Below are 22,382 nucleotides of genomic sequence, written 5' to 3' on the forward strand. Positions count from 1 at the left end.
TCATGACGCGTCGGCGGGTGGTGTCCGGTGGAATCGTCGGATCATCGCGATGCGGGGCCAGCGGTCGAGGCCGTGGATGGCCTCTTCGGCTCGGATGTGTTGGAGGCCCGGGCTGAGGCGCTCGTCCGGGATCGGGGTGAAGCCGCAGCGGGTGTAGTACGGGGCGTTCCAGGGGACCTCGGTGAACGTGGTCAGGGTGAGCGACTCGAGGCCGCGTTCGGCCGCGGCCCGGGCGGCTTCCTCGATGAGGGCGCGGCCGATGCGGCGGTGGGCCCAGTCGGGGTGGACCGAGACCTGCTCGATGTGCAGCGCGCCGTCCACCGGCTCGGCGATGAGGTACGCGACCGGGCGGTCGGCCGCATCGGCCGCGACCCAGGCCAGACCCGAGCGGCGGTAGGCGTCGAGCCGGTCGAGATCGAGCGGCTCGTCCTCGGCGATCTCGGGCATGTCGACGGTGCGGAAGCACTCCCCCGCGGCCCGTTCGATGTCCCCGAGCAGCGGCAGATCGGCGGCAGTGGCGGGCCTGATGCGCATGGGGCCAGTGTGCGGGAAGTGCCGGTGGGCCGCAAGCGGATTGCGGCCTAGCGGTGCTCCGGCAGCGGGTCGGCGAGGTGCCAGCCCGCGGCGATCAGGGCGTCCACGGCTTCGACGGCCTGCGCGAGGCGGTGCTCGTGCGGGCCGCGGAGGTGGACGTAGGGCCTGCCGGTGCGCTCCAGTTCCTCGGCGAAGCGGCCGGTCATCCACGGCCGCAGGTGCTCGCCGTCGCGCAGCCCGTCGTCTTCGAAGTCGACGCCCTCGTGGTCGGTGAGCAGCCACAGGTGGTGGCGGCAGGCCTCGGCGATCGGGTCGATCTCGGGGTTGCGGCCGCCCAGGTAACGCTCGTGCCAGATCGCGGTCGCGAAGGAGTCGGTGTCGCAGAACAGGACCGGGCCGCCGAGCCTGGCCGCGGCTTCCTCGGTCTCGTTCTGGCGCTGGGCGATCAGCGGGAACTCCTCGGACGCGAACCGCACGTCGGACCAGGTCGCGTCCGGATTCGCCGCTTGGAGCGAGGCGAGCTTCTCCTCGCTGAACGTACGGCCGTATTCCTCGACCAACTGCGTCGCGGCCCAGGGGCCGCCGCGGGCGCGGTAGTGCTCGGCCAGCGCGGCCGCGATGGTCGTGGTGCCGGTGGACTCGGCCCCGAGGGCGACCACGCGGAGGGCGAGCCCGGCGCGGACCGGGCCTTCCAGGTGGTCCCAATGGGTCACGGGGTCGGCGCGGATCTTGGTGCCCGAGACCGGGAAGCGGGTCCGGTCGAGGTCGACTTCGACGTGGGCGGCGCCGAGGCGGCGGGCGAGTTCGGGGCCGTAGGTCTCGGAGGTGAAGAGCGCGTCGATGCGTTCGGGCACCGCGGCTTTGAAGATGTCGACGTGGGCCTGCCAGATCGCCTCGTCGTGGAGGTCCATGTGGACGTTGTCGACGGTGCCGATGACGCGGGCGCCTGGGTGGGCCTCCTGGAGCCAGGCCACGCGGTCGGCGAGCGGGATGGACTCGACGTCGGCGTGGCTGACCAGGACGGTGAGGCGGCGGCATCCGGCCAGCGCGGAGCGGATGAGGTGGTGGTGGCCCGCGTGCGGCGGGTAGAACTTGCCGAGGACGAGTCCGTGGTCGGGCAGGCTCACGCGGCGGCCTCCGCGGGCTCGTGCTCCTTGAGGAGGTCCCTGCGCCAGCTCAGCAGGCCGACCACACACAGCGCCATGAATCCGATGTAGAGGATCGCGGTGAGGTACAGGCCCTTGTAGGCGTAGAGCGGGATGAACACGATGTCGGCGGCGATCCACAGGTACCAGGACTCGATCCGCTTGCGGCACTGGCCGTACGTGGCCATGAGGGAGAGCACGGTGGTCAGGGCGTCCCAGAACGGCACGTCCGAGTCCGTGGCCGTCGTCAAGAGCAGGGCGATGGCGGCGAGGCCGAGTGCGCCCGCGCCGACCAGGCCGATCCACTCGTTGCGGCTGGTGCGGCTCACGGGGAGGGTGTCCGTGGCGGGGCCGCCGCCTTTGACCCAGTTCCACCAGCCGTAGATCCCGAGGGTGATGAACACGAGCTGGAGGCCGGCGTCGGCGTAGAGGCCGGCTTGGGCGAACAGCACGATGAACATGAGGCAGTTGAAGATGCCGAGGGGCCAGTTGGCGAGGTGCTGGCGGGCCACGAGCCACACGCAGAACGCGCCGGAGACGAAGCCGAGCACTTCGATGAGCGTGGTGGGGACGCCGAAGGCGTTGAACAGCAGCGGGTTGGGGAAGTCGGCGAGCACGAGGGGCCTTTCGGAGGGGAGGCTTAGGATCCCACGATCGCGTAGGCGCGGGTGGGGAAGGTCGCCAGGCCGGCGATGCGCGGGGGCGCGGCGTGGAGGCGGGCGCCGGTGGCCGGGAGCCGGTCGAGGCCGGTGAGGTGTTCGAGGATCGGGATGTCGGCGGTGAGGAGGCCCGAGTGCGCGGGGCGGGGTCGACCCTCGCCGCTCGCGTCGTCGATGTTGACGCTGTCGATGCCGACCAGGACCGCGCCGGAGGCGGCGAGGTGCGCGGCGGCGGCTTCGCCCACGAACGGCGCGGTGGCGGTGTCGAGGTAGGCCTCGGTGCCCCAGTGGCGGTCCCAGCCGGTGCGCAGGAGCACGGCGGTGCCGTCGAGCCCGGACGCGGGAAGGTCGGCGGGGGTGATCTCGCGGCCTTGGAGGCCGGTGAGGTCGACGAGCGTGATCGGGACGTCGGCGACGCGGGCGAGGTCGAGCCCGGCGAGGTCGTGGCCGTCGGCGTAGCGGTGGTTCGGAGTGTCGAGGTAGGTGCCGGTGTTGGCGATCAGCTCGATGCGGCCGATGGCGAACTCGGTGCCGGGCTCGTAGTGCGCGCGGGAGTCCTCGCGGGTCAGGAAGTCGGTGATCCGGGGCCCGGGGATGCCCGGGTAGGTGATCATGCCTTCGCTGATCGGGTGGTTGAGCTCGACGAGTCTGCGCGCGGTTTCGGCCATGAGGCATGTAACCACACCAGTCACGACCCGTAACACCGGACTCGTGGAGGTCGGGGCGAGGCGGGAGGCGCGACACGTGTACTTTACCGATAAACACACGTCTCGCACCGCCAAGGAAGGCCTCCATGACCGTCTCCGCCGTGATCAACGTCGACATCAAGGGCCCGCGCATCAGCCGCCACGTCTACGGGCACTTCGCCGAGCACCTGGGCCGGTGCGTCTACGGCGGGTTCTACGTGGGAGAGGACTCAAGGGTCCCCAATGAGGGCGGCATCCGCCTCGACGTGGTCGAGGCACTGCGCGCGCTCGACATCCCGAATCTGCGTTGGCCCGGCGGCTGCTTCGCCGACGAGTACCACTGGCGGGACGGCGTCGGCCCCAAGGCCGAGCGCCCGGTCATGGTCAACACCCACTGGGGCGGGGTCGAGGAGAACAACCACTTCGGCACCCATGAGTTCATGGCCCTGTGCGAACTGCTCGGCACCGAGCCGTACATCTCCGGCAACGTCGGCTCAGGCACCGTCCGCGAGATGAGCGAATGGGTCGAGTACCTCACCCGCGAGGGCGACTCCCCCGCCGTGCGCGAGCGCAAGGCCAACGGACGCGAGGAGCCGTGGAAGGTCAAGTACTGGGGCCTGGGCAACGAGACCTGGGGCTGCGGCGGCAACATGACCGCCGAGCACTACGCGAACGAGGCCCGCCGCTACGCGACCTACTGCCGCGACTTCGGCGACAACAAGCTCTACCGCATCGCCGCCGGGGCCGCCGACTTCAACTACCACTGGACCGAGACGCTCATGAAGCAGCTCTCCCACCTGGGCTGCCAGCGGGTCGAACGCCCGCTGTACCAGGCGATCTCGGTGCACTACTACACGATCGCGGGCACTTGGGAGGACAAGGGCGCGGCCACGGTCTTCACCGAGGACGAGTACTACACCACGATGCTCAAGGCCGCGCGCACCGATGAGCTGCTCACCGGTCACGCGGGCGTCATGGACCTGTACGACCCGACCAAGGAGATCGGGATCGTGCTCGACGAATGGGGCACGTGGTGGAACGTGGAGCCGGGCACGAACCCCGGGTTCCTGTACCAGCAGAACACATTGCGGGACGCGCTGGTCGCGAGTGTCCACTTCGACATCTTCCACCGCCACGCCGACCGGCTGGTGATGGCGAACATCGCGCAGACGGTGAACGTGCTCCAGGCGATGATCCTCACCGACCCCGACACCGAGGCGCTCGTCCTCACCCCCACTTACCATGTGTTCCAGATGAACAAGGGCCACCAGGACGCCTCTTCGCTGCGGGTCGACGTGCGCGGCGAGCTGCCTTCCCGCGAGGTCGGCGATGGTGTGCTGAAGACGGTGTCGGTCTCGGCCAGCCGCAAGGACGACCGGCTCCTGGTCTCACTGTCCAACCTGGATGCAGCGATCGAGCAGGACGTCGAGATCGACCTGCGCGGCGGGAACGTGACCGATGTCGAGGCGCGGATCCTCACGGCCGCAGCGCTTCAGGACCACAACACGCCCGAGGCTCCTGCCGCGGTGGCCCCGCGGTCCTTCGACGGCGCGACCGTCGAGGGCGGCAAGCTCCGGGTGCGCCTTCCCGCGCACTCGTTCGCGACCGTGTCGGCCACGCTGAGCTAGCGTTCGAACACCCTGAGGCGAGTTCGGTCGCCGATGGGACAATAGGGACGTCGTCGAACCTGAGAGGCGGTTTCCGAAGTGGTGACGATGAGCGATGTGGCTCGACTGGCGGGCGTGTCGAAGATGACCGTCTCGAACGTGGTCAACAACCGGCCCGGGGTATCAGACCCCGTGCGCCGCCGCGTGCTCGACGCGATCCAGGACTCCGGATACCGCCTCAACGTCAACGCCCGCACGCTCAAAGCGGGCCGCACCGGGGTGATCGGCCTCGCGGTGCCCGAAGTGGACCGTCCTTACTTCGGGATGCTCGCCTCGCATGTCATCGAGGCCGCGAAGGCCCAGGGCTTCCACGTGGCGATCGAGCAGACCGGGGCCGCGGCCGAAGGCGAGGCCGACGCGATCGCGCAGTCGCACAAGCTCCAGTTCGACGGGCTGATTCTCAGCGCGGTCCAGCTCGACCCGAGGGACCAGGGCCAGAAGTGGGGCGACTTCCCGATCGTGATGCTCGGCGAACGCGACTACGGCGCGAGCATCGACCACGTGGGCATGGCCAACGAGGCGGCCTCGCGTGCGGCCACGGCGCATCTGATCGCGCAGGGCTGCAACCGGATCGCGAACATCACCGGTCGCTCGCTCGAAGGCGTCCACGTGGTCTCGCGCCGCCATGAGGGCTACGCGCAGGCGCTGCGGGAGGCCGGGATCGAGCTCGACCCGGCGCTGGTGTCCTTGTCCGGCATGGATTTGGACGCCGGCCGCCGGGCCGTGCACGAGCTGCACGGGACCGGATTCGACGGCGTGGTCGCCGTGACCGACACGGTCGCGCAAGGAGTCCTGCGAGGCCTGGCCGACCTGGGCCTCAGCTGCCCCGAGGACGTGCGCGTCATCGGCTTCGACGACATCCCCGAAGCCGCCTACCTGGCCCCGGCCTTGTCGACGATCGCCCCCGACCACCGCTGGATGGCCGAGAAGGCCGTGTCCCTCATCGCCTCCCGCCTGGAGAACCCCGCCCGAGCCCCCGAAGAGCACACGGCCCCTTGGCGTCTGGTCACGCGCGAGTCGACGTGACTACCACCCCGCGGCGACCCGAATCGCTCCGAAGAGGATCGCGGCCACACCGAGCCCGATCGCGATCTTGGGCAACTGCGAGCTCTTGGCGGTGCCGTTGTCGGCGCGGTAGAGCCCGATCGCACCGAGGATGACCGCCGGAAGCGCGGCGCCGGGCCACACGAACCCGGCGATCGCGCACCAGATCGCGGCGACGCTGACCCCGTCGCCGGTCCGGCGTGACGGGTCGATGCTGACCACCGGCACATGGTTCTGACGGAGCCGCTCGGCGGCGGTGCCGCGGCTTCGCGGCGCGACCGGTTCGGGCGGCAGGTCGTCGAGGATCGGACGCAGGTCCGCATCGGTCTTGGCGTCGAGCACCGCGTCGGTGCGGTCCTGGAAGTACGCGGTCCCGATGCGCCCCTCGGTCATGGCCCGACGCAGCCGCTCCAGCGCGGCATCGCGGTCGGCGGTGCTGATGCGCATCTCGCCGGTGCGGCTGCGCGCCGGCCGCGGCGCGCCCGCTCCGGGCAGGTCGGCGAACAGGGCGTCGAAGTCGCCGTAGGTCTTGGCGGCGCCTGCGAGCGCGACCCGCTCGCGGTGCTCGTCCGCGTCGAGCCGCCCGACCTCGAACGCCTCGTCCAGCCGCGACACGGCGAGCGTCCGCTCCGCGTCGGAGACCCGCAGGCTCGTGTACGGCTGATCGGTCATGTCGTCGTTCCCGTCGTGGGGCAGGTCGACCAGGAAAGGGCGAATCCGACTCAGCCTATCGGAATCGCGCCGTCCCAGTCGTACTCAGGCCTTGACGGTGGCCACGATCTTGCCGATCTGGGCACTCTGCTCAAGATAGCGGTGGGCCTCGACGATGTCTTCGAGGTCGAAGGTGCGGTCCACTGTGGGGGTGAAGGCGCCGGATCTCAGGCCCGAGGTCACGAAGGCCGCGGCTTCGCGGAGCCGGGCCGGGTTTCGGGTGGTCTCATGGACCAGGAAGGTGCGGATGCTCAACGCGGGCATGCCGAGTGCGAAACCCGGGTAGGGGGTCGGCTCGCCCGACAGCGCGCCGTACAGGAACAGGGTGCCGTTCGCCGCGACCGAGCGCGCGAGCGCGGTGATGCCCGAACCGGCCACCGCGTCGAACGCGAATTCGGCGCCGCGTCCTTCGGTCAGGGCGAGCACGCGTTCGTCCACTGCCTCGTCGGCCGTGGTGATCACATGGGCCGCACCGGCTTCCAGGAGTGCGTCGCGCTTCGCGGCGGTGCGGGTGGTGGCGATCGGGACCGCGCCGATGCGGTTCGCGATCTGGATCGCCGCGAGCCCGACACTGCTGGAGGCGGCCGTGATGACCACGGTGTCGGCCGGTTTCATGCCGCCGACCTGCACCAGAGCGCCGTACGCGGTGAGGTACGGCATCCAGACCGCCGCTCCGGCCACCGCGTCGAGGCCCTCGGGGCGGGCGATGAGCGAGTCGACCGGGACGATCGCCTCCTCGGCGTACACGCCGTAGTCGTTCATCGAGAACGTGGGGATGACGCTGACCGCCTGCCCCGCTTCGAAACCGGTGACATCAGGGCCGACCGCGAGGATCTCGCCCGCGGCCTCGGCGCCCACAAGGGACGGGAACTCGCGGACCTGTTCGATGTAGACGCCCATGCGGTACAGCGCTTCAGCCCGGTTGAGGCCCACGGCCTCGATGCGCACGCGCGCCTCGCCGGGGCCGGGCTCGCCGACCGGGACGTCCTCGACCCGCAGGACCTCGGGGCCGCCGTACTCGTGGAACCGGACAGTCTTCACCATTTGGCTCTCCTTCGATCCGGGGCCACGATACCTCGCATTCGGCCCCGGGACCCAAACTCCAGGTGAAGCGAAACCGTCCCCGACAGCGCGCTGTCGGGGACGGCGTCCTTGCGGTTACGACAGTGAACCGGTGACGTTGCCGCCCGACTCGGTCACGTAATACGTGAGGGTCTCACCGCTCCAGAAGTGGAACGTCAAGGTGACCTTCTGACCGTCGTTGACCTCGGCGAAGAACGCCTCGGTCAACGTGGTCTCACCCGCGGCGTAATCCGGTCCGAAGGCCCGGGCGAACTCCTTGTAGGAGGTCCAGTTCTGCGGTCCGGCAGGCGTGCCGTCCGCATAGGTGGCCTCCATCGTGGCCAACTGGTCGCCGTTGAACGCGGTCGGGATCGCGAACGCCGTGGCCGGTCCGCTCGCGGCCGAGAGCACCGGCGTGTCGTAGGAGACCACGCTGATGCGCCACGGCGCGCCGTTCGAGAACACGGCGTGCAGGTCGGCCCGGACCCCGTACGAGCGGTCGCCCAGCAGCTCGGTCAGCTTGGCGGCCTTGATGGTCAGCGTCTGGCCCGACACGGTGTAGTCGGTGCCCTCTGCGAGCGGGGTCGAACCGTGGTGCAGGCCCTCGAAGGTGGTGCCGCTCAGGTTGAGCTCCACAGTGGCGTCGCCGACCGCGCCGGACTTCTCGACGAACACCTGGTCGGTCGAGGCGGTGCCCGAGCGGGACGACCAGGAGGCCTCCAGCATCGCGAACAGCTCCTGGTCCTTCCACTCGAACGCGGTGCGGTCGAAGTGCTGGCCGTTGTCCCACAGCTGGAGGGTCATGCCCTTCTCGTTCGCGTAGTGCCCGGCGTACTCGAAGAACTTGAGCTTCTCGCCCTGCTCGATCGTGCCGGTGTGCGCGTCGAAGCCGAGGAGGCCGTACTCGCCGATGAGCACCGGGACGCCGTTCGCGACGAACTCGTCGTACGCCCGGTCGAACGTGTCGGTGACGTCCTGCTGGACTTCGGCGTTGAAGGTGGTGTAGCCCGCGATGTTCACGCTGAAGGGCCAGAACCCGTAGTAGTGGATGGTCGCGGCCAGGTTCGGGTCGTCGAGCGCCTCGATGGTCTCGGTCAGCGCGTCCAGGCGGCCCTGGTCGGCGTTGGTGTGCAGCGTGGGCAGGATGAGCACGCGGTCGGCGTTGCCGCCACCCGAGTCGCGCACGATCGCGTGGAACGAGGTGTTCAGGTCGTCGAGCAGCGCGTAAGCGGTCGCGTCGTCCACATTGTTGAACTGCGGCTCGTTCACGCTCTCGAACAGCAGCTTCGGCGAGGCGTCCTTGAAGCGGTCGGCCAGCGTGGTCCAGATGGACTCGTAGCGCGCCTCGACCTCGGTGCGGTTCGCGTTCATGTCCGCGATCCAGATCCACGAGTCGTGGTGGATGTTGAGCACGACATAGAGATCGGCGTCGAGGGCCCAGCCGACGACCTCCTCGACGCGGTCGAGGTAGTCGGCCTCGATCGCGTAGTCGGGGCCGGGGCCCTGGTGGTCGTCCCACGTGACGGGGAGGCGGATGCTGTTGTAGCCCTGGGCGGCCACGTTCTCGATCAGGGCCTGCGTGATGCGCGGGTTGCCCCAGGCGGTCTCGTCGGGGCCGACCGAGTCGAGGGAGTTGCCGAGGTTCCAGCCCGGCTGCATGGCGGCCACGGTCTCCATCGCGGAGAGGTCACCGGTGGGCGGCGGAGTCGTGACCGGCGGGGTGCTGGGCTCGCCGACCGTGCCGTCGCAGGCGGTGCCGTTGAGCGCGAACGAGGTCGGGATGCCGTTGGTGCCCGACCAGGAGCCGTTGAATCCGAAGGAGACGGTGGCGTTGCCGCCGATCGAGGCGTTGTAGCCCGCGTCGGTGGCCGTGACCTGGTCGCCCACATTGGAGGTGGTGGCGTTCCAGGCCTGAGTGACGCGCTGGCCGTCGGGGAAGGTCCAGGCGAGGCTCCAGCCGTTGACGGCCTGGCCGAGGTTGGTGATGGCCACGTCGGCGGTGAAGCCGCCGGGCCACTGACTCACGATCTCGTAGTCGACCTCGCAGCCTTCGTCGGCGTGGGCGACGGAGGGGACGAGCATCCCCAGCCCCGCCGCGAGGACGGCCACAGCCGCCACGAGCAGTGCGGCCCATTTGCGGGGCCGTCGTTTGAAGTCTTGCATGGCTCTCCTTATGTCCGCGTGTGCTGCCGGAAGGACACAGGGCATGGCCCTATCGAAAGTCCTCGATGCAAGACTAAGTTGGGTCACCCAACTTTGTCAAACGCTCCCGCCGGCGGCCCCGCGGTGGATCAGCCTCGTGCGGCGGCGCGGCGCTCCATCTCCTCGGGCGTGACGTCCTCGACATGGCTGGCGACGTGCCACCGGTGGCCCCAGGGGTCCTCGAAGGACCCGATCCGGTCGCCGTAGAACTCGTCGGTGACCTCGCGCAGCTGCGTGGCCCCTGCGGCCAGTGCCGCGGCTACGACCGCGTCGACGTCGGGCACGTACACGTGGATCGACACGGGCGTCCCGCCGAAGTGCCGCGGGCCGCGCACGTCCATCTCGGGGTACTCGTCGGCGAGCATGATCATCGAGTCGCCGATCGCGAGCTCGGCGTGCCCGACGCGGCCGTCTGGTCCGTCCATGCGGGAGCGTTCGGTCGCCCCGAGCACGCTGATGTAGAAGCCGATGGCGTCGGCGGCGCCGTCGACGTGCAGGTACGGGGTGACTCGGGGGTAGCCCTCGGGGACGGGTCGCACTTCGGTCATGGCGGTGCCTCTCTCGCGGGCCGGGGCGCTGCTCGCCCCGGGTCTTCGCTCCAGGCAACCACCGACCTCGGTCCCGCGGCGCGGTTCCGGTCAAATTCCGGGGCGTGCGCGCAGGCGCGTGGCGATGAGGAACCACGCCGCTCCGGCCTGGCCTTCGGTGGCAATCCAGGTGACGGTGTGCGAGGCGGCACCGGAGAGGGTCGTTCCGAGGAGGACGCCGACGATCAGGAGCGGGAGACTCGCCGTGAGCAGGACGGCAAGCGGACGCGGCACGGTGCGGCGGCGCAGGCAGGCGATGCCCAGCACCGTCGCTCCGATGTAGATCAGGTGCGAGAGCGACCACGCCGGGATCGCGGCGAAGGCGAATCCGGCTGCGGCGTCCTCGGGGAGCATCGGGCCCGCGGCGTTCACCAGACAGCCTGCGGCCGTGCAGATCAGACCGGCGACGAGCAGGCCCAGACCCCAGTGTCCACCGCGCCCGGACTCGGCGCGGTGCCGGGACCGGAAGGCGAGGATGCCGATGAGCACAAGGGACACCGCGGCGATGCCCGCGCCGTTCGCGACCAGGCGGGCGGTCGTGCCCTCCGCGTCACCCGCGAAGAAGCCGAAGGCGGCGAAGCCCGTGGCCCCCAGCATCATCGCGGCGGCCTTGCCGCTGCTTGCCGTGATCGGTTCGCGGGCTTCGACGGTCGGGTTCACGGGGCCTCCTCGCACGCCGAGGATCGGCGGCCGTCCCATGTTCTGTCGATCCGGTCCGCGACGCGTCCCCCGGGCGGGGTAGGCGCCTCCCCCGCGAGGGTGAGCCACAGCCTGGCGACCCGGATCGATGCCGGCGGGAAATGGGCGCGCGGCCTCGCGGACCGGGTGACATGATCACCGGGTGCTCATGACCATCTCCACTACGCATAGGCCCGCCACCGACCTGGGGCGGCTCCTGCGCAAGCATCCGGACCGGGTGCAGGCGTTCGAGCAGTCCTTCGGCACGGCGTGGGTCATGTACCCCGAGGCCGACGAGGAGCGCTGCACCGCGGCGCTGCTGCTTGAAGTGGACCCCGCGCGCCTGGCGAAGGCCCACGGCCGCGGCTCGGGCGACGCTTCGCTCAGCCAGTACGTGAACGACCGGCCGTACGCGGCCTCGTCCCTGCTGGCCGTGGCGCTCGGCAAGGTGTTCAACTCCGCGCGTGGCGGGACCAGCGCCGAGCGGCCCGAACTGGCCGCGGCCGCGATCCCGCTCGAGGTCGCGCTTGCGGCGGTGCCGTGCAAGGGCGGGCCGCAGCTGGTGCGGGACCTGTTCGCGCCCTTGGGGTGGGAGGTCGAGGCCGAGGCGGTGCCGTTGCCGGGCTTCGACAAGGACTCGCGGCACGTGCGGGTGCGCCTGCGCGGCGAGCTGCGGCTCTCGGACGCGCTGAGCCAGTTGTACGTGCTGCTGCCGGTGCTCGACGACGCGAAGCACTACTGGGTCGACATCGGCGAGGTCGACAAGCTCGTGCGCTCGGGCGGCGACTGGCTCGCCGCGCACCCCAGGCGCGGGTTGATCACGCGTCGGTATCTGGCGCACCGCAAGTCGTACGAGCGTGCGGCACTTGAGCGGCTGCTCGACGGCGCCGAGACTGAGTCGCATGTGGACGAGGAGGCGGCCGAGGCCGAGACCGAGCGGGCTTTGCCGTTGCACCGCATCCGGATCGCGTCCGTGCTCGGCGCGCTGCGCGAGGCCGGGGCGGCATCGGTGCTCGACCTCGGCTGCGGTTCGGGCAAGCTCGTCGCCGAGTTGCTGAAGGACGCGCAGTTCACGCGTGTGACCGGCGTGGACGTCTCGTCCCGGGCGCTGGAGCAGGCCGAGCGGCATCTGCGCCTTGACCGGATGTCCGAGCGGCAGGCGAAGCGGCTGCGGCTCGTCCAGGGCTCGGTCGTGTACCGCGACAAGCGGTTCGCCGGGCACGACGCGGCGGTGCTCATGGAGGTGATCGAGCATCTCGACCTCGGGCGGCTGCCCGCGATGGAGCGGGTCGTGTTCGGCGAGGCCCGTTCGCGCATCGTGGTCGTCACTACCCCGAACGCCGAGTACAACGCCGCCTACGGCATGAAGGCCCACCAGATGCGCCACGCCGACCACCGGTTCGAGTGGGACCGGGCCCGCTTCACCGAGTGGGCCGAGGCGACCGCCGCCCGGTACGGCTACCGGGTGCGCGTCGAGGGGATCGGCGCGATCGACCCCGAAGCCGGAACCCCGACCCAGATGGGAGTGTTCGACCGTGACTGATGCGACCGAGACGGTGATAGGCGTCCCCGCGATGTCTCTCGTGCTCCTGGTAGGCGTGTCCGGCTCCGGAAAGTCCACGTTCGCCGCCGAGCACTTCGGGCCCACGCAGGTGATCTCCTCGGACTACTGCCGGGGACTGGTCTCCGACGACGAGAACGACCAGACCGCCACCGGGGAGGCGTTCGCGCTGCTCCACCACATCGTGGGGGTGCGGCTGCGCCGCGGCCTGCTCACGGTCGTGGACGCGACGAACGTGCAGCTGCGCGCCCGAGCCGAGCTGGTGCGGCTCGCCAAGTCGCACCACGTGCTCGTCGACGCGATCGTGCTCGACGTCGAGCCCGCGATCGCGACCGAGCGCAACCGGACCCGCCCCGACCGCGACTTCAGCGACTCGGTGATCCGCCGCCAGTACAAGGATCTCAAGCGGAGTCTCAAGGGGCTGGGCAGGGAAGGGTTCCGGCGCGTCCACCGGCTCACCGGAGCGGAGGCGATCGCGAACGCGCGCATCGTGACCGAGAAGGGCTGGACGGACCTGCGGGAGGAGACCGGCCCGTTCGACATCATCGGCGACGTCCACGGCTGCCGCGCCGAGCTCGAGTCGCTGCTCGGCGAGCTCGGCTGGGCGATCGAGCGCGACGGCGAGGGCCGCGCGACCGGCGCCGCGCACCCCGAGGGCCGCAAGGCGGTGTTCGTGGGCGACCTGGTCGACCGCGGCCCCGACACTCCGGGCGTGCTGCGCCTGGTCATGGGCATGGTCGAGGCCGGGAACGCGCTGAGCGTGTGCGGCAACCACGAGCAGAAGCTCGTGCGGGCCTTGCACGGCCGCAAAGTCAAAGTGGCGCACGGCCTCGCGGAGTCCCTGGAGCAGCTCGGCGCGGCCGACGAGGAGTTCCGGGACAAGGCCGTGTCGTTCATGGACGGTCTGCGGAGCCACTACCAGCTCGACGGCGGGCGGCTCGTGGTCGCCCACGCCGGGCTCAAGGAGGAGTACCACGGCCGAGCCTCGGGCAAGGTGCGGTCCTTCGCGCTCTACGGCGACACCACCGGCGAGACCGACGAGTACGGCCTGCCGGTGCGCCTGCCCTGGGCCGAGGACTACCGCGGCGAGGCCGCGGTGGTCTACGGCCACACCCCGGTGCTGCGTCCTGAGTGGATCAACAACACGATCTGCCTCGACACCGGCTGCTGCTTCGGCGGCCAGTTGACCGCACTGCGGTACCCCGAAAGGGAACTCGTGGCAGTCGACGCCGAGCGGGAGTGGTACGAGCCGGTGCGCCCGCTCACCGCGCCGAGCGAGCGCGAGGCGACCATGCTCGACCTCGACGACGTCTCGGGCGACCGCTACCTGACCACGGCGCTCGCCGGCACGGTGAAGGTGCGGGCCGAGAACGGCGCCGCTGCTTTGGAGGTCATGAGCCGCTTCGCCGACGACCCGAAGCGGGTGCTGTACTTGCCGCCCACGATGGCTCCGGTCGACGCCTCCGATGTGGAGGGCTACCTGGAGCATCCGGCGCAGGCGTTCGAGCAGTACCGAGGCAAGGCCGAGCGGGTCGTGTGCGAGGAGAAGCACATGGGTTCGCGCGCGGTCGTGCTGGTGTGCCGCACCCCGGAGGTCGCCGAGAAGCGGTTCTCGATCACCACGGCCCCTTGGGGAGCCGTACTCACCCGCACCGGCCGCGCGTTCTTCGAGGACCCTGCCCTGACCGGTGAACTGCTCGCCCGGGTGGCCGCCGCCGCGGAGGGCTCGGGCCTGTGGGAGCGCCTGGACACCGACTGGGCGCTGCTCGACTGCGAGCTGCTCCCCTGGTCGGCCAAGGCGATGAAGCTGGTCGAGGACCAGTTCGCGTCGGTGGCCGCCGCGGGCCTCGCCGCGCTCCCGGCCGCTTCGGCGGTCCTGGACGCGGTGGCGGCCAGGGGCATCGACGTGGCGGACTTCGCTGCGCGCACCGCGTCACGAACGTCCAATGTCGAGGCGTTCGCGAAGGTCTACCAGCAGTACTGCTGGCCCACGGAGGGACTCGACGGGGTGCGGCTCGCGCCGTTCCAGATCCTCGCCACCGAGGGCGCCAACCGGGCCGACCACCGGCACGACCGGCACTTGGAGGAGATCGACGCTCTGGTGGCGGCCGACGCGACCGGGACCCTGTTGGGGACGCGGCGGCGGTTCGTGACCCTTGGGACCGACGAGGAGGCCGAGGCCGTCCGGTGGTGGACCGAGCTGTGCGCCGACGGCGGCGAGGGCATGGTGGTCAAGCCGATCCTCGACGAGCGGCCCAGGCTCCAACCGGGCCTGAAGGTCCGCGGCCGGGAGTACCTGCGGATCATCTACGGCGCCGACTACACCGACCCGGTCAACCTCGACCGGCTGCGGCAGCGGCGGTTGACGCACAAGCGGTCCCAGGCGCTGCGCGAGTACGCGCTCGGGCTCGAAGCGCTCGACCTCGTGGCCGCCGACGCGCCACTGTGGAAGGTCCACCAGTTCGTGTTCGCGATCCTGGCACTGGAGTCCGAGCCGGTCGACCCGCGCCTGTGAATCGGGGGCGGCCCCTCGCGGGGCCGCCCCGGTCTCAGCCTCGCAGCGTGACGACCACGATCACGACCGCCAGGATCGTGTCGAGCACGACGCAGAACTCGGCCAGCGAACGCGAGACGACCCGCTCGACCCGGTGGTGGTAGACGTCCCAGGCCGCATGGGCCAAAAGGCCCGCCGCCACCAGGTAGGCCGCGAGGTCGCCGCCGACCAGCAGCGCCGCGGCGGCGGCCCCGCAGAAGGCGAGCGCCGCGAGACCCTGCAACGGCAGGCCCGCGAACGGGCGGCCCTCGCCGCGCTGGAGCCCGAAGACCAGCAGGACGGCCCCGAGCGCCACGAGTATCCACACGGCACTGTCCTCATAGGTCGTGAACGAGGCGACGCCGATCACCACGAACGTGACGAAGAACAGCGGCCAGGCAGCGCCGCGGCGACCCACGGCGGCAGCGCCGAGATAGACGAACGCCGAGGCGGTGAGCACCGGCGCGAGATCCCCGCCGGAGGCCAGGCCCCAGGCCACGAACGTCGCGAACGCGACCCCGGCGACCGAGGGCCAGCGCCGCAGCACGGTGTCGAGCGGGCGGGCGGTGTCAGGGGTGGTGGTGGACATGATCTGCTCCTCATATACCTACTGGGGGTATCCGACCTCTCCACCCTCCTCTGGGCCGCAACGCGCAACAAGCAGTGCGCCGGGGCAGGTCCGAAATCTTGGCATCCTGGTCTTTCAGACCTACCCTGAGAGGATGGACCCGCATCGCGTACTGGTCGTCGGCTACGACGACGCCGAACTCCTCGACATCGCCTGCGTCACCACCACCCTCGACGCGGTGCGCGTGATCGACCCCGCGAAGGGCTACCAGATCGCGCTGGCGACCCCGGGCGGGCGCCCGATCACGTGCTCCACGGGTCTGGTGCTGGGCGGGCAGGAGACGTTGGAGCGGGTGAAGGGCCCGATCGGGACGCTCGTGGTCTCCGGGGGTCTGGGGCATCTCCGCGCGGCCGCGGACGAGCGGTTCGTGGGGCATGTGCGGCGGTTGGCGCGCGAGAGCGAGCGGGTGGCGTCGCTGTGCACCGGGGCGAGCGTCCTGGCGGCGGCGGGCCTGCTCGACGGGCGGCGCGCGACGACCCACTGGCATTTCGCCGCGCAGTTGGCGAGTGAGTATCCGCAGGTGACGGTGGACGCGCGGCCGATCTATGTGCGGGACGGCGAGGTCTACACCGCGGCGGGGGTGACCAGCGCGCTGGATCTGTCGCTCTCGTTCATCGAGGCGGATTTCGGTCCGGACATGGCGCGCTGGGTCTCGCGGGCGATGGTGACGTACTTGCACCGGCCGGGGAACCAGGCGCAGATGAGCATGTTCACCGCGGCGCCGGCGACCGACCACAACCTGGTCCGCAAGGTGACCGACCATGTCGCGGCGGGGCTCGACGCCGATCTGTCGACGGCGGCGCTGGCCCGCCTCGCCCGCGTCAGCCCTCGCCATCTGACCCGCCTGTTCCAGGCCCATCTCCACCAGACTCCGGGCCGCTACGTGCGCCGCACCCGCCTCACGGCCGCCGCGCAGCTCCTGTCGACCACGGATCTTCCGATCGCCCGCATCGCGGCCCGCTGCGGCTTTTCCTCCCCCGAGTCGCTCCGCCAGGCCTTCACCCGCGAGTACGGCACCGCCCCGTCCCAGTACCGAGCCCTGGCCTCGACGGCGGCGTGAGCACGCGTGGGCTTCAATGGCGCTGTCGCGGATTGAGGAGTTGGTCGGGTGTTCTCACGAAGGGCCGGTTCGGGTTCGACCTTGTTCCTGGTGTACCTGCTGGGCGGGTTGACCTTGTGGTGCGGTTCGTCGATCGCGTTGGACTTCGAGACGTTCTACGCCTCCGAGCCGGTGCCTGCGGTGGTGGTGGACAAGGGCTATGAGTCGAGCACGAGAGGTGGCGGCAACCGGACGGTGACCGTGGAGTTCACCGACGACGAGGGGCGGCTTCGGACTGAGAAGTTCTCGGGTGGAGAAGGGCTGTCGGTCGGTGAGGAGACCGAGGTGCGGATCGGGACCTTGACCGGGGCGGTGGAGCTGTTCCGCCCGGCTCCGACGGGTCTCGCGGCCGTGACGCTTTTCAAAGCGCTCGGCCTGGCCGCGTTGGGGTGGATGTTCGTCTCGTTCTGGCGCGACTACCGGCGCGAGAGGGACCCTGAAGATGAACCGGCGTCTTGACGCACAGCGCCCGCCGGTCCCGAAGCTCGGGGCCGGCGGGCGTCGCGTCGCTAGTGGGCCGCGGCGACCACGGGGGCCGCGTCGTCGGGTTTCTTGACCAGGAAGGACGCCGCGACGGCCACGAGGGCCATGCCGGTGCCCCAGATGAAGGCCTCGTGGATGCCTTGGGCCTGGGCGGCCGTCTCGGTGGCGCCGTCGGCGATCGCGGCGGCTTGGCCGGTGGTCATCAAGGTGATGAAGACGGCGGTGCCGGCCGCGCCCGCGACCTGCTGGAGCGTGCTCAGGATCGCGCTGCCGTGCGAGTAGAGCTCGGGGCGCAGCGCGCCGAGCGAGGAGGTCATGAGCGGGGTCATGAGCGTGCTCAGGCCGAGGCTGAGGAGCACGTGGGCGACCACCACGAACCAGATCTCGCTGGACTGGTCGAGCAGCGTCAGGAGCCCGAGGGCGCCGGCGAGGCCGATCGCGCCCGGGATGACCAGCGGCCGGGGGCCGAAGCGGTCGTAGAGGCGGCCGACGATCGGGCCGGTGAGCCCCATGGCGAGGCCGCCGGGCAGGACGATGAGCCCGGTCTCCAGTGTCGTCAGGTGCAGCACGCCCTGGAGGTACATGGGCAGGATGATGAGCGATCCGAACAGGGACGCCATCGAGACCAGCAGCATGATGATGCCGACGGTGAACGAGCGGCTCTGGAAGGCCCGCAGGTCCATCAGGGCCGAGTCGGTGCGCTGGAGGCGCAGCTGGCGCAGCACGAACAGGCCCAGCGCGACCACGCCCGCGGCGATCGCGGCGTACGGCGGCACGGGCGGGTGCCCGCCCCCGGCGGACTCGCCGATGCTGCTGAGGCCGTAGATGAGCCCGCCGAACGCGACCGCGGAGAGCAGCGCCGAGAGCGGGTCGAACTTGACCGCGCGAGGCTCGGCGAGGTTCTTGATCAGCAGGGCGCCGAGGATGAGGCCGAGCACCGCGATCGGCAGGACCGCGATGAACATGAAGCGCCACTCGAAGTGGGCGAGGATGAATCCCGAGAAGGTCGGGCCGATCGCGGGGGCGACGGCCATGACGATCGTGATGAGGCCGATGGTGCGTCCGCGGCGGTCGGCCGGGACGTAGGTCATGACGGTGGTCATCAGGAGCGGGATCATGAGCGCGGTGCCGGAGGCCTGGACGACGCGGGCGATCACGAGCACGGCGAACACCGGGGCGGCCGCGGCGAGCAGCGTCCCGGCGGTGAACAGCCCGATCGAGGCGATGAACACCGCACGGGTGGTGAAGCGCTGGAGGATGAGACCGGTCATGGGGATGACCACGGCCATCGTGAGCATGAACCCGGTGGTGAGCCATTGGACGGTGGCGGCGCTGAGCCCGAACTCGTCCATCAGGCGCGGCAGGGCGACGCCCATCACCGTCTCGTTGAGGATCATGACGAACGCGGCCACGAGCAGCACGCCGAGGACGAGCTTGATCTGGCGCGGGATCCCGGTCTCGGGGGGTTCGGCGGCCACCTCTGGGGTGTCTGCCGGTCGCTGGTCAACGGTCATGGGGATCCTTAGGACGGAGTGCCTGTCCGGTGCCGACGGGGCCGCGCCGTCGGGCCCGGGGATGCCGGGGGCGGCGCGGGTGCACCGGAAGTGTCAGTGACTGACAATCATTGCAGTTGCTACCATCCAATCATGGCCGCCGGTGGGAGTCTGCGAGAAGTGTCACGTCGGGCCGTGCAGTCTCGGATCGCACGGACCGCCGAGTCGCTGTTCGCCGACAAGGGTTTCGAGGAGACCACGGTCGACGAGATCGCCGCGGCTGTGGGCATGTCGCAGCGCAGCTTCTTCCGCTACTTCTCCTCCAAGGACGACGTGGTGTTCGACTCGGTCGAGCGCCTGCGCGTGACGCTCGCCGAGCGTCTGGCCTCCCGCCCGATCGACGAGTGCGCGTGGGAGTCGCTGCGCCGGACGTTCGACCCGGTCGCCGAGCGGTTCGCCGACCCCGAGCTCCGGGCCCACGACAAGGCCGTGCAGCAGATCATCGACCGCAGCCCCCGGCTCCTGGCCGCGTACCTGTGCCACCTGGAGCGCCTTCAGCGGACGCTCACCGAGGCGATCCTCGAACGCGCGACCCGCCGCACCGGCCGCGAGCCCGACCCGGTCGTGGTGCGCGCGATGGTCGGCGGCGCGTGCGCGTGCCTCCACGCCGCCACACTCCACGCGACCGGCGACCCCGAGGTGTTCGACGTGAGCCTCGACCGCGCCATGTCGGCGCTGCGCCCGGCCTCGATGCCGACCTGACGCCGCGACGCTCGACGCGATCGACGCCGTCCCCTGACCGTCGCCGTGTCACCAAGGCACAGCCTTGCCGCCGCGTTCGACGCCGCGTCCCTCGACCGAGCCTGACGGCCGCACCGCTCGACGCCACCGGCGACCGCAACGCTTCTCCATCCAGCACGACCCCGCACCGCCGCGAACCGGCCCGCGCGGCTCCGTCCCTCGGTAGATTGCAGACCGGTGCCGGGGGCGAGCCGAGATCGCTCCCCAAGGGACGGTGAGAGGCATGGGCGGGCGTTTCCAGCGGTGGGCCGACCGCCTCGCCAAGCAGCGCCTCGACCACCTCGAACCGCCCGGGCCGAAGGGCCAGCCGCCGCCGTCGTGGGAGCTCATCCGGTTCCTGCGCGACCTCGGCGTGGCGCTCAGCGGCTCGGGTGCGGCCACCGGGCGGATCGTGGCAACCCTCAGGTCGCTCGCCGAGGCGTACAACGCGCCGGGCGTGGACTTCTTCATCTTCCCCACCGGGGTCTTCGTGCGCATCGCCGACCCCGACGGGACGCTGCGCACCGACTTCGCGGCCACCCCGTCAGATCCGTTGCGGCTCTATCAGATCGACGCGCTGTATCGGCTCATCGGGGAGGTCGCCGAGACGCGCATGGCCCCGGCCGAGGGCCGCAGGAGGCTCGAAGTGATCCTCAAGGAGCGGCCCCGGCACGGACTGTGGACGGTCGCGGTCGGGGCGATGCTCCTGGCGATCGGGCTGGGCCTGACTCGGAACCCGCCGTGGGAGGCCCTCGCCGGGTACGCGATCCTCGGCGCGGTCAACGGAGTCCTCCAGATGCTCGCGACCCGCTTCGGGGTGCTGTCGCTGGCGCTGCCGGTCGTCGCCGGAGCGGTCTCGACGGTGATCGCGTTCAGCCTGCCCGACTCGCTGACTGGCGGCGACCCGGTGCGGCTGCTCATCCCCTCGCTCATCATCTTCCTGCCGGGGGCGGCGCTGACGATCGGCGCGATCGAGCTCTCGACCGGCTCGATGGTCGCCGGGGCCGCGCGGCTGATGTACGCGTTCAACCTGCTGTTCCTGCTGGCGTTCGGCATCCTCGTGGGCACCGAGCTCGTGGACGTGACCTATGTCGACAGCACGTCGTCGACGCTCGGCGCGTGGTCGGCTTGGGTGGGCGTGGCGATCGTCGGCGTCGGGTACGCGATCAACCAGCACGCGCCCACGCGCACGCTCGGCTGGGTCCTGGTGGTGCTCTACGGGGTGTGGATCGCGCTCAACGCGGGCGAGGCGATGGGCTCGGCGCTGCTCGGGGCGTTCCTGGCCGGGCTCGCGCTCACGCCGCTGTCGTACCTGGCCCAGTCGCGCCCGTCCGGACCGCCCGCGCAGGTGACGTTCCTGCCCGCGTTCTGGCTCATCGTGCCCGGGGTCCTCGGCCTCACCGGCGTGTCCGAACTGATCACGGGCTCCACCGAAGCCGCCACCGGCATCACCGACCTGGTGACGGCGCTGCTCACCGTCGTCGCGATCGCGCTCGGCATCCTGGTCGGCTCCGGGTTCACGCAGGCGAACGACGCGCTCTCCCCGGCCAGGGCGATACCCCCCGAGCCCGCAGCGCACCCAGAACCGCCGCCGCGCACACCAGAGCCGAGCTGACCCACAGCGGACCCGCCGGACCCGCGGCGGTGTGACCGAGTCCCGCGAGCACCGGGCCGAGCATGGCCCCGACGTTGAGCGCGGCCGTGGCGAACGAACCGCCCATCGTCGGTGCGTCCGACGCGCTGGCCATGACCCTGCCGATGAGGGTGCCGCCCACCGCGAACGAGAGCGCGCCCTGCACGAACATGAACGCGAACAGGGCCGCTGGCGCGGCGGCGAGCACCGCGAAGACGACCCAGCCGAGCAGCAGCAGTGGCAGTCCCGCGGCCAGGAGCGTCCGCCAGTGGCGGTCGGCGACGCGCCCGGCCGACCAGACGCCGAGGAACGCGCCGACGCCGAACAGCGCTAGAGCGATCGGCACGGCCCCGTTCGCGAGTCCGGCCGCGTCCGTCACCAGCGGGGCGGTGTAGGTGAACGCGCCGAAGGTGGCCGCGTTGACCAGGACCGCCAGTGCCGTCGAGGCGATGAGCGACGGTTCGGCGAGGACGCGCAGTTCGGCTCTGAGCGCGAGTGGTGCGGCGGCTCCGGCCCGGCCGGGGGCCGCGGCGAGCACGGCCAACAGTGCGGGGAGCGAAGCGATCGCGACGGCCCACAGGGCGGCTCGCCAGCCGAGGGCGCCGCCGAGGAGCGCGCCGCCGGGCACGCCGGCGACGAGTGCGAGTGTGGTGCCGCCCAGGACGATCGACAGGGCGCGGGCCCGGGAGTCGGCCGGGACCAGGGCGGCGATGGTGGCGAGTGTGACGGCGAGGAATCCGGCGTTCGCGGCGGCGGCGAGCGCGCGGGTGGCGAGCAGGACCCCGAAGTCGTCGGTGAGCGCGCCGACCGCATGGGCGGCGATGAACAGGACGAGGAACCCGGCGAGCGCGGTGTGCGGGGGCCAGCGGCGCGCGAGCGCGGCCATGACCGGGGCCCCGGCCGCCATGCCGGCGGCGAACGCGGAGGTGAGCAGGCCCGCGCGGGCGAGGCTCACGTCGAGGTCGTCGGCGACGGCGGGCAGGAGCCCGGCGAGCATGAACTCCGAGCAGCCTTGGGCGAACACGGCGACGGCGAGCAGGTACAGCAGGACTGGCATGGTGATTGCTCCGAAGAGTCGAAAGGACGGGAGGCGCGTGGCCGCCGGCCTTTCGGGCGCACCAGTAGATCCCGCTTGCGCGGGTTCGGGTGCGGCGGAAGGCTACCGGCGGGCCGGCAGCCCCCGTCTGGACGCTTCGG

General features: G+C 70.9%; 20 protein-coding genes. 8 read left to right on the plus strand and 12 right to left on the minus strand.

Annotated elements, in window-relative coordinates; all coding sequences use genetic code 11:
* From AB0B28_RS20705 to AB0B28_RS20720, 4 genes are read right to left on the minus strand one after another with little or no spacing between them, the layout of a single operon-like run.
* Positions 1-534, minus strand: coding sequence for a GNAT family N-acetyltransferase (locus AB0B28_RS20705; protein ID WP_360123902.1), 534 nt, complete (start codon positions 532-534; stop codon positions 1-3).
* Positions 535-581: 47 nt separating this feature from the next.
* Positions 582-1,661 carry an AAA family ATPase gene (locus AB0B28_RS20710; RefSeq protein ID WP_360123906.1) on the minus strand — a complete coding sequence of 360 codons (1,080 nt, stop codon included), beginning with the start codon at positions 1,659-1,661 and terminating at the stop codon, positions 582-584.
* Complete coding sequence (gene pnuC, locus AB0B28_RS20715; RefSeq protein WP_360124017.1) at positions 1,658-2,272, minus strand: nicotinamide riboside transporter PnuC; 615 nt, start codon at positions 2,270-2,272, stop codon at positions 1,658-1,660. The genes AB0B28_RS20710 and pnuC overlap by 4 nt, the downstream gene beginning before the upstream one ends.
* Before the next feature lie 47 nt (positions 2,273-2,319).
* Positions 2,320-3,006, minus strand: a complete 687-nt coding sequence (locus tag AB0B28_RS20720; RefSeq protein WP_360123909.1) for a cyclase family protein — start codon at positions 3,004-3,006, stop codon at positions 2,320-2,322.
* 125 nt (positions 3,007-3,131) lie between these two features.
* On the opposite strand from AB0B28_RS20720, the gene AB0B28_RS20725 reads away from it, so the two are divergent.
* Positions 3,132-4,652 (plus strand): alpha-L-arabinofuranosidase C-terminal domain-containing protein, encoded by a 1,521-nt coding sequence (locus tag AB0B28_RS20725; protein WP_360123912.1) that lies wholly within the window; start codon positions 3,132-3,134, stop codon positions 4,650-4,652.
* Between the two features lie 87 nt (positions 4,653-4,739).
* Positions 4,740-5,717 carry a LacI family DNA-binding transcriptional regulator gene (locus tag AB0B28_RS20730; RefSeq protein ID WP_360123915.1) on the plus strand — a complete coding sequence of 326 codons (978 nt, stop codon included), beginning with the start codon at positions 4,740-4,742 and terminating at the stop codon, positions 5,715-5,717.
* Here AB0B28_RS20730 and AB0B28_RS20735 read toward each other — a convergent pair whose 3' ends face one another.
* The 5 genes from AB0B28_RS20735 to AB0B28_RS20755 all read right to left on the minus strand — a co-directional run bounded on the left by AB0B28_RS20735 (position 5,718) and on the right by AB0B28_RS20755 (position 10,957).
* Complete coding sequence (locus AB0B28_RS20735; RefSeq protein WP_360123918.1) at positions 5,718-6,407, minus strand: DUF1707 domain-containing protein; 690 nt, start codon at positions 6,405-6,407, stop codon at positions 5,718-5,720.
* Positions 6,408-6,491: 84 nt separating this feature from the next.
* On the minus strand, positions 6,492-7,490 hold the full coding sequence (locus AB0B28_RS20740; protein WP_360123921.1) for a zinc-dependent alcohol dehydrogenase family protein: 999 nt from the start codon (positions 7,488-7,490) through the stop codon (positions 6,492-6,494).
* A gap of 114 nt (positions 7,491-7,604) precedes the next feature.
* Entirely contained in the window at positions 7,605-9,671 is a 2,067-nt protein-coding gene (locus AB0B28_RS20745) for a cellulase family glycosylhydrolase (protein ID WP_360123924.1), read from the minus strand.
* A gap of 128 nt (positions 9,672-9,799) precedes the next feature.
* Complete coding sequence (locus AB0B28_RS20750; RefSeq protein WP_360123927.1) at positions 9,800-10,258, minus strand: VOC family protein; 459 nt, start codon at positions 10,256-10,258, stop codon at positions 9,800-9,802.
* Positions 10,259-10,348: 90 nt separating this feature from the next.
* Positions 10,349-10,957, minus strand: coding sequence for a hypothetical protein (locus AB0B28_RS20755; RefSeq protein ID WP_360123930.1), 609 nt, complete (start codon positions 10,955-10,957; stop codon positions 10,349-10,351).
* 187 nt (positions 10,958-11,144) lie between these two features.
* On the opposite strand from AB0B28_RS20755, the gene AB0B28_RS20760 reads away from it, so the two are divergent.
* The gene (locus tag AB0B28_RS20760) at positions 11,145-12,518 is read left to right on the plus strand and encodes a 3' terminal RNA ribose 2'-O-methyltransferase Hen1 (RefSeq protein WP_360123933.1); all 1,374 of its coding nucleotides are present in this window, start codon (positions 11,145-11,147) and stop codon (positions 12,516-12,518) included.
* Between the two features lie 31 nt (positions 12,519-12,549).
* Positions 12,550-15,051 carry a polynucleotide kinase-phosphatase gene (locus AB0B28_RS20765; RefSeq protein WP_360124020.1) on the plus strand — a complete coding sequence of 834 codons (2,502 nt, stop codon included), beginning with the start codon at positions 12,550-12,552 and terminating at the stop codon, positions 15,049-15,051.
* 34 nt (positions 15,052-15,085) lie between these two features.
* Here AB0B28_RS20765 and AB0B28_RS20770 read toward each other — a convergent pair whose 3' ends face one another.
* Positions 15,086-15,658, minus strand: coding sequence for a hypothetical protein (locus AB0B28_RS20770; protein WP_360123936.1), 573 nt, complete (start codon positions 15,656-15,658; stop codon positions 15,086-15,088).
* A gap of 133 nt (positions 15,659-15,791) precedes the next feature.
* Here AB0B28_RS20770 and AB0B28_RS20775 point away from each other — a divergent pair, with 133 nt between their 5' ends.
* Positions 15,792-16,757: a GlxA family transcriptional regulator gene (locus AB0B28_RS20775; RefSeq protein WP_360123939.1), complete on the plus strand. Its 966-nt coding sequence runs from the start codon at positions 15,792-15,794 to the stop codon at positions 16,755-16,757.
* Between the two features lie 48 nt (positions 16,758-16,805).
* Positions 16,806-17,255: a hypothetical protein gene (locus tag AB0B28_RS20780; protein ID WP_360123942.1), complete on the plus strand. Its 450-nt coding sequence runs from the start codon at positions 16,806-16,808 to the stop codon at positions 17,253-17,255.
* 50 nt (positions 17,256-17,305) lie between these two features.
* On the opposite strand, the gene AB0B28_RS20785 is transcribed toward AB0B28_RS20780, so the two are convergent.
* Entirely contained in the window at positions 17,306-18,793 is a 1,488-nt protein-coding gene (locus AB0B28_RS20785; RefSeq protein WP_360123945.1) for an MDR family MFS transporter, read from the minus strand.
* A gap of 174 nt (positions 18,794-18,967) precedes the next feature.
* Here AB0B28_RS20785 and AB0B28_RS20790 point away from each other — a divergent pair, with 174 nt between their 5' ends.
* Both AB0B28_RS20790 and AB0B28_RS20795 read left to right on the plus strand, forming a co-directional pair.
* Entirely contained in the window at positions 18,968-19,534 is a 567-nt protein-coding gene (locus AB0B28_RS20790; protein ID WP_360123948.1) for a helix-turn-helix domain-containing protein, read from the plus strand.
* A 262-nt stretch (positions 19,535-19,796) separates the two neighbouring features.
* Complete coding sequence (locus AB0B28_RS20795) at positions 19,797-21,167, plus strand: threonine/serine exporter family protein (RefSeq protein WP_360123951.1); 1,371 nt, start codon at positions 19,797-19,799, stop codon at positions 21,165-21,167.
* On the opposite strand, the gene AB0B28_RS20800 is transcribed toward AB0B28_RS20795, so the two are convergent.
* On the minus strand, positions 21,070-22,242 hold the full coding sequence (locus tag AB0B28_RS20800) for a Cmx/CmrA family chloramphenicol efflux MFS transporter (RefSeq protein ID WP_360123954.1): 1,173 nt from the start codon (positions 22,240-22,242) through the stop codon (positions 21,070-21,072). The two genes, AB0B28_RS20795 and AB0B28_RS20800, sit on opposite strands and share 98 nt — an antisense overlap.
* Positions 22,243-22,382: the final 140 nt, after the last annotated feature.

The sequence above is a fragment of the Glycomyces sp. NPDC046736 genome (assembly GCF_040645615.1).
In the GTDB taxonomy this organism is placed as follows: Bacteria; Actinomycetota; Actinomycetes; order Mycobacteriales; family Micromonosporaceae; genus Glycomyces.

Excerpts from the sequence above, each read along its gene's own strand:
- AB0B28_RS20705 (WP_360123902.1), bottom strand. The coding sequence starts at position 534 with ATGCGCATCAGGCCCGCCACTGCCGCCGATCTGCCGCTGCTCGGGGAC.
- AB0B28_RS20720 (WP_360123909.1), bottom strand. The coding sequence starts at position 3,006 with ATGGCCGAAACCGCGCGCAGACTCGTCGAGCTCAACCACCCGATCAGC.
- AB0B28_RS20725 (WP_360123912.1), top strand. The coding sequence starts at position 3,132 with ATGACCGTCTCCGCCGTGATCAACGTCGACATCAAGGGCCCGCGCATC.
- AB0B28_RS20730 (WP_360123915.1), top strand. The coding sequence starts at position 4,740 with ATGAGCGATGTGGCTCGACTGGCGGGCGTGTCGAAGATGACCGTCTCG.
- AB0B28_RS20735 (WP_360123918.1), bottom strand. The coding sequence starts at position 6,407 with ATGACCGATCAGCCGTACACGAGCCTGCGGGTCTCCGACGCGGAGCGG.
- AB0B28_RS20740 (WP_360123921.1), bottom strand. The coding sequence starts at position 7,490 with ATGGTGAAGACTGTCCGGTTCCACGAGTACGGCGGCCCCGAGGTCCTG.
- AB0B28_RS20745 (WP_360123924.1), bottom strand. The coding sequence starts at position 9,671 with ATGCAAGACTTCAAACGACGGCCCCGCAAATGGGCCGCACTGCTCGTG.
- AB0B28_RS20750 (WP_360123927.1), bottom strand. The coding sequence starts at position 10,258 with ATGACCGAAGTGCGACCCGTCCCCGAGGGCTACCCCCGAGTCACCCCG.
- AB0B28_RS20760 (WP_360123933.1), top strand. The coding sequence starts at position 11,145 with ATGACCATCTCCACTACGCATAGGCCCGCCACCGACCTGGGGCGGCTC.
- AB0B28_RS20765 (WP_360124020.1), top strand. The coding sequence starts at position 12,550 with ATGTCTCTCGTGCTCCTGGTAGGCGTGTCCGGCTCCGGAAAGTCCACG.
- AB0B28_RS20770 (WP_360123936.1), bottom strand. The coding sequence starts at position 15,658 with ATGTCCACCACCACCCCTGACACCGCCCGCCCGCTCGACACCGTGCTG.
- AB0B28_RS20775 (WP_360123939.1), top strand. The coding sequence starts at position 15,792 with ATGGACCCGCATCGCGTACTGGTCGTCGGCTACGACGACGCCGAACTC.
- AB0B28_RS20785 (WP_360123945.1), bottom strand. The coding sequence starts at position 18,793 with ATGACCGTTGACCAGCGACCGGCAGACACCCCAGAGGTGGCCGCCGAA.
- AB0B28_RS20795 (WP_360123951.1), top strand. The coding sequence starts at position 19,797 with ATGGGCGGGCGTTTCCAGCGGTGGGCCGACCGCCTCGCCAAGCAGCGC.
- AB0B28_RS20800 (WP_360123954.1), bottom strand. The coding sequence starts at position 22,242 with ATGCCAGTCCTGCTGTACCTGCTCGCCGTCGCCGTGTTCGCCCAAGGC.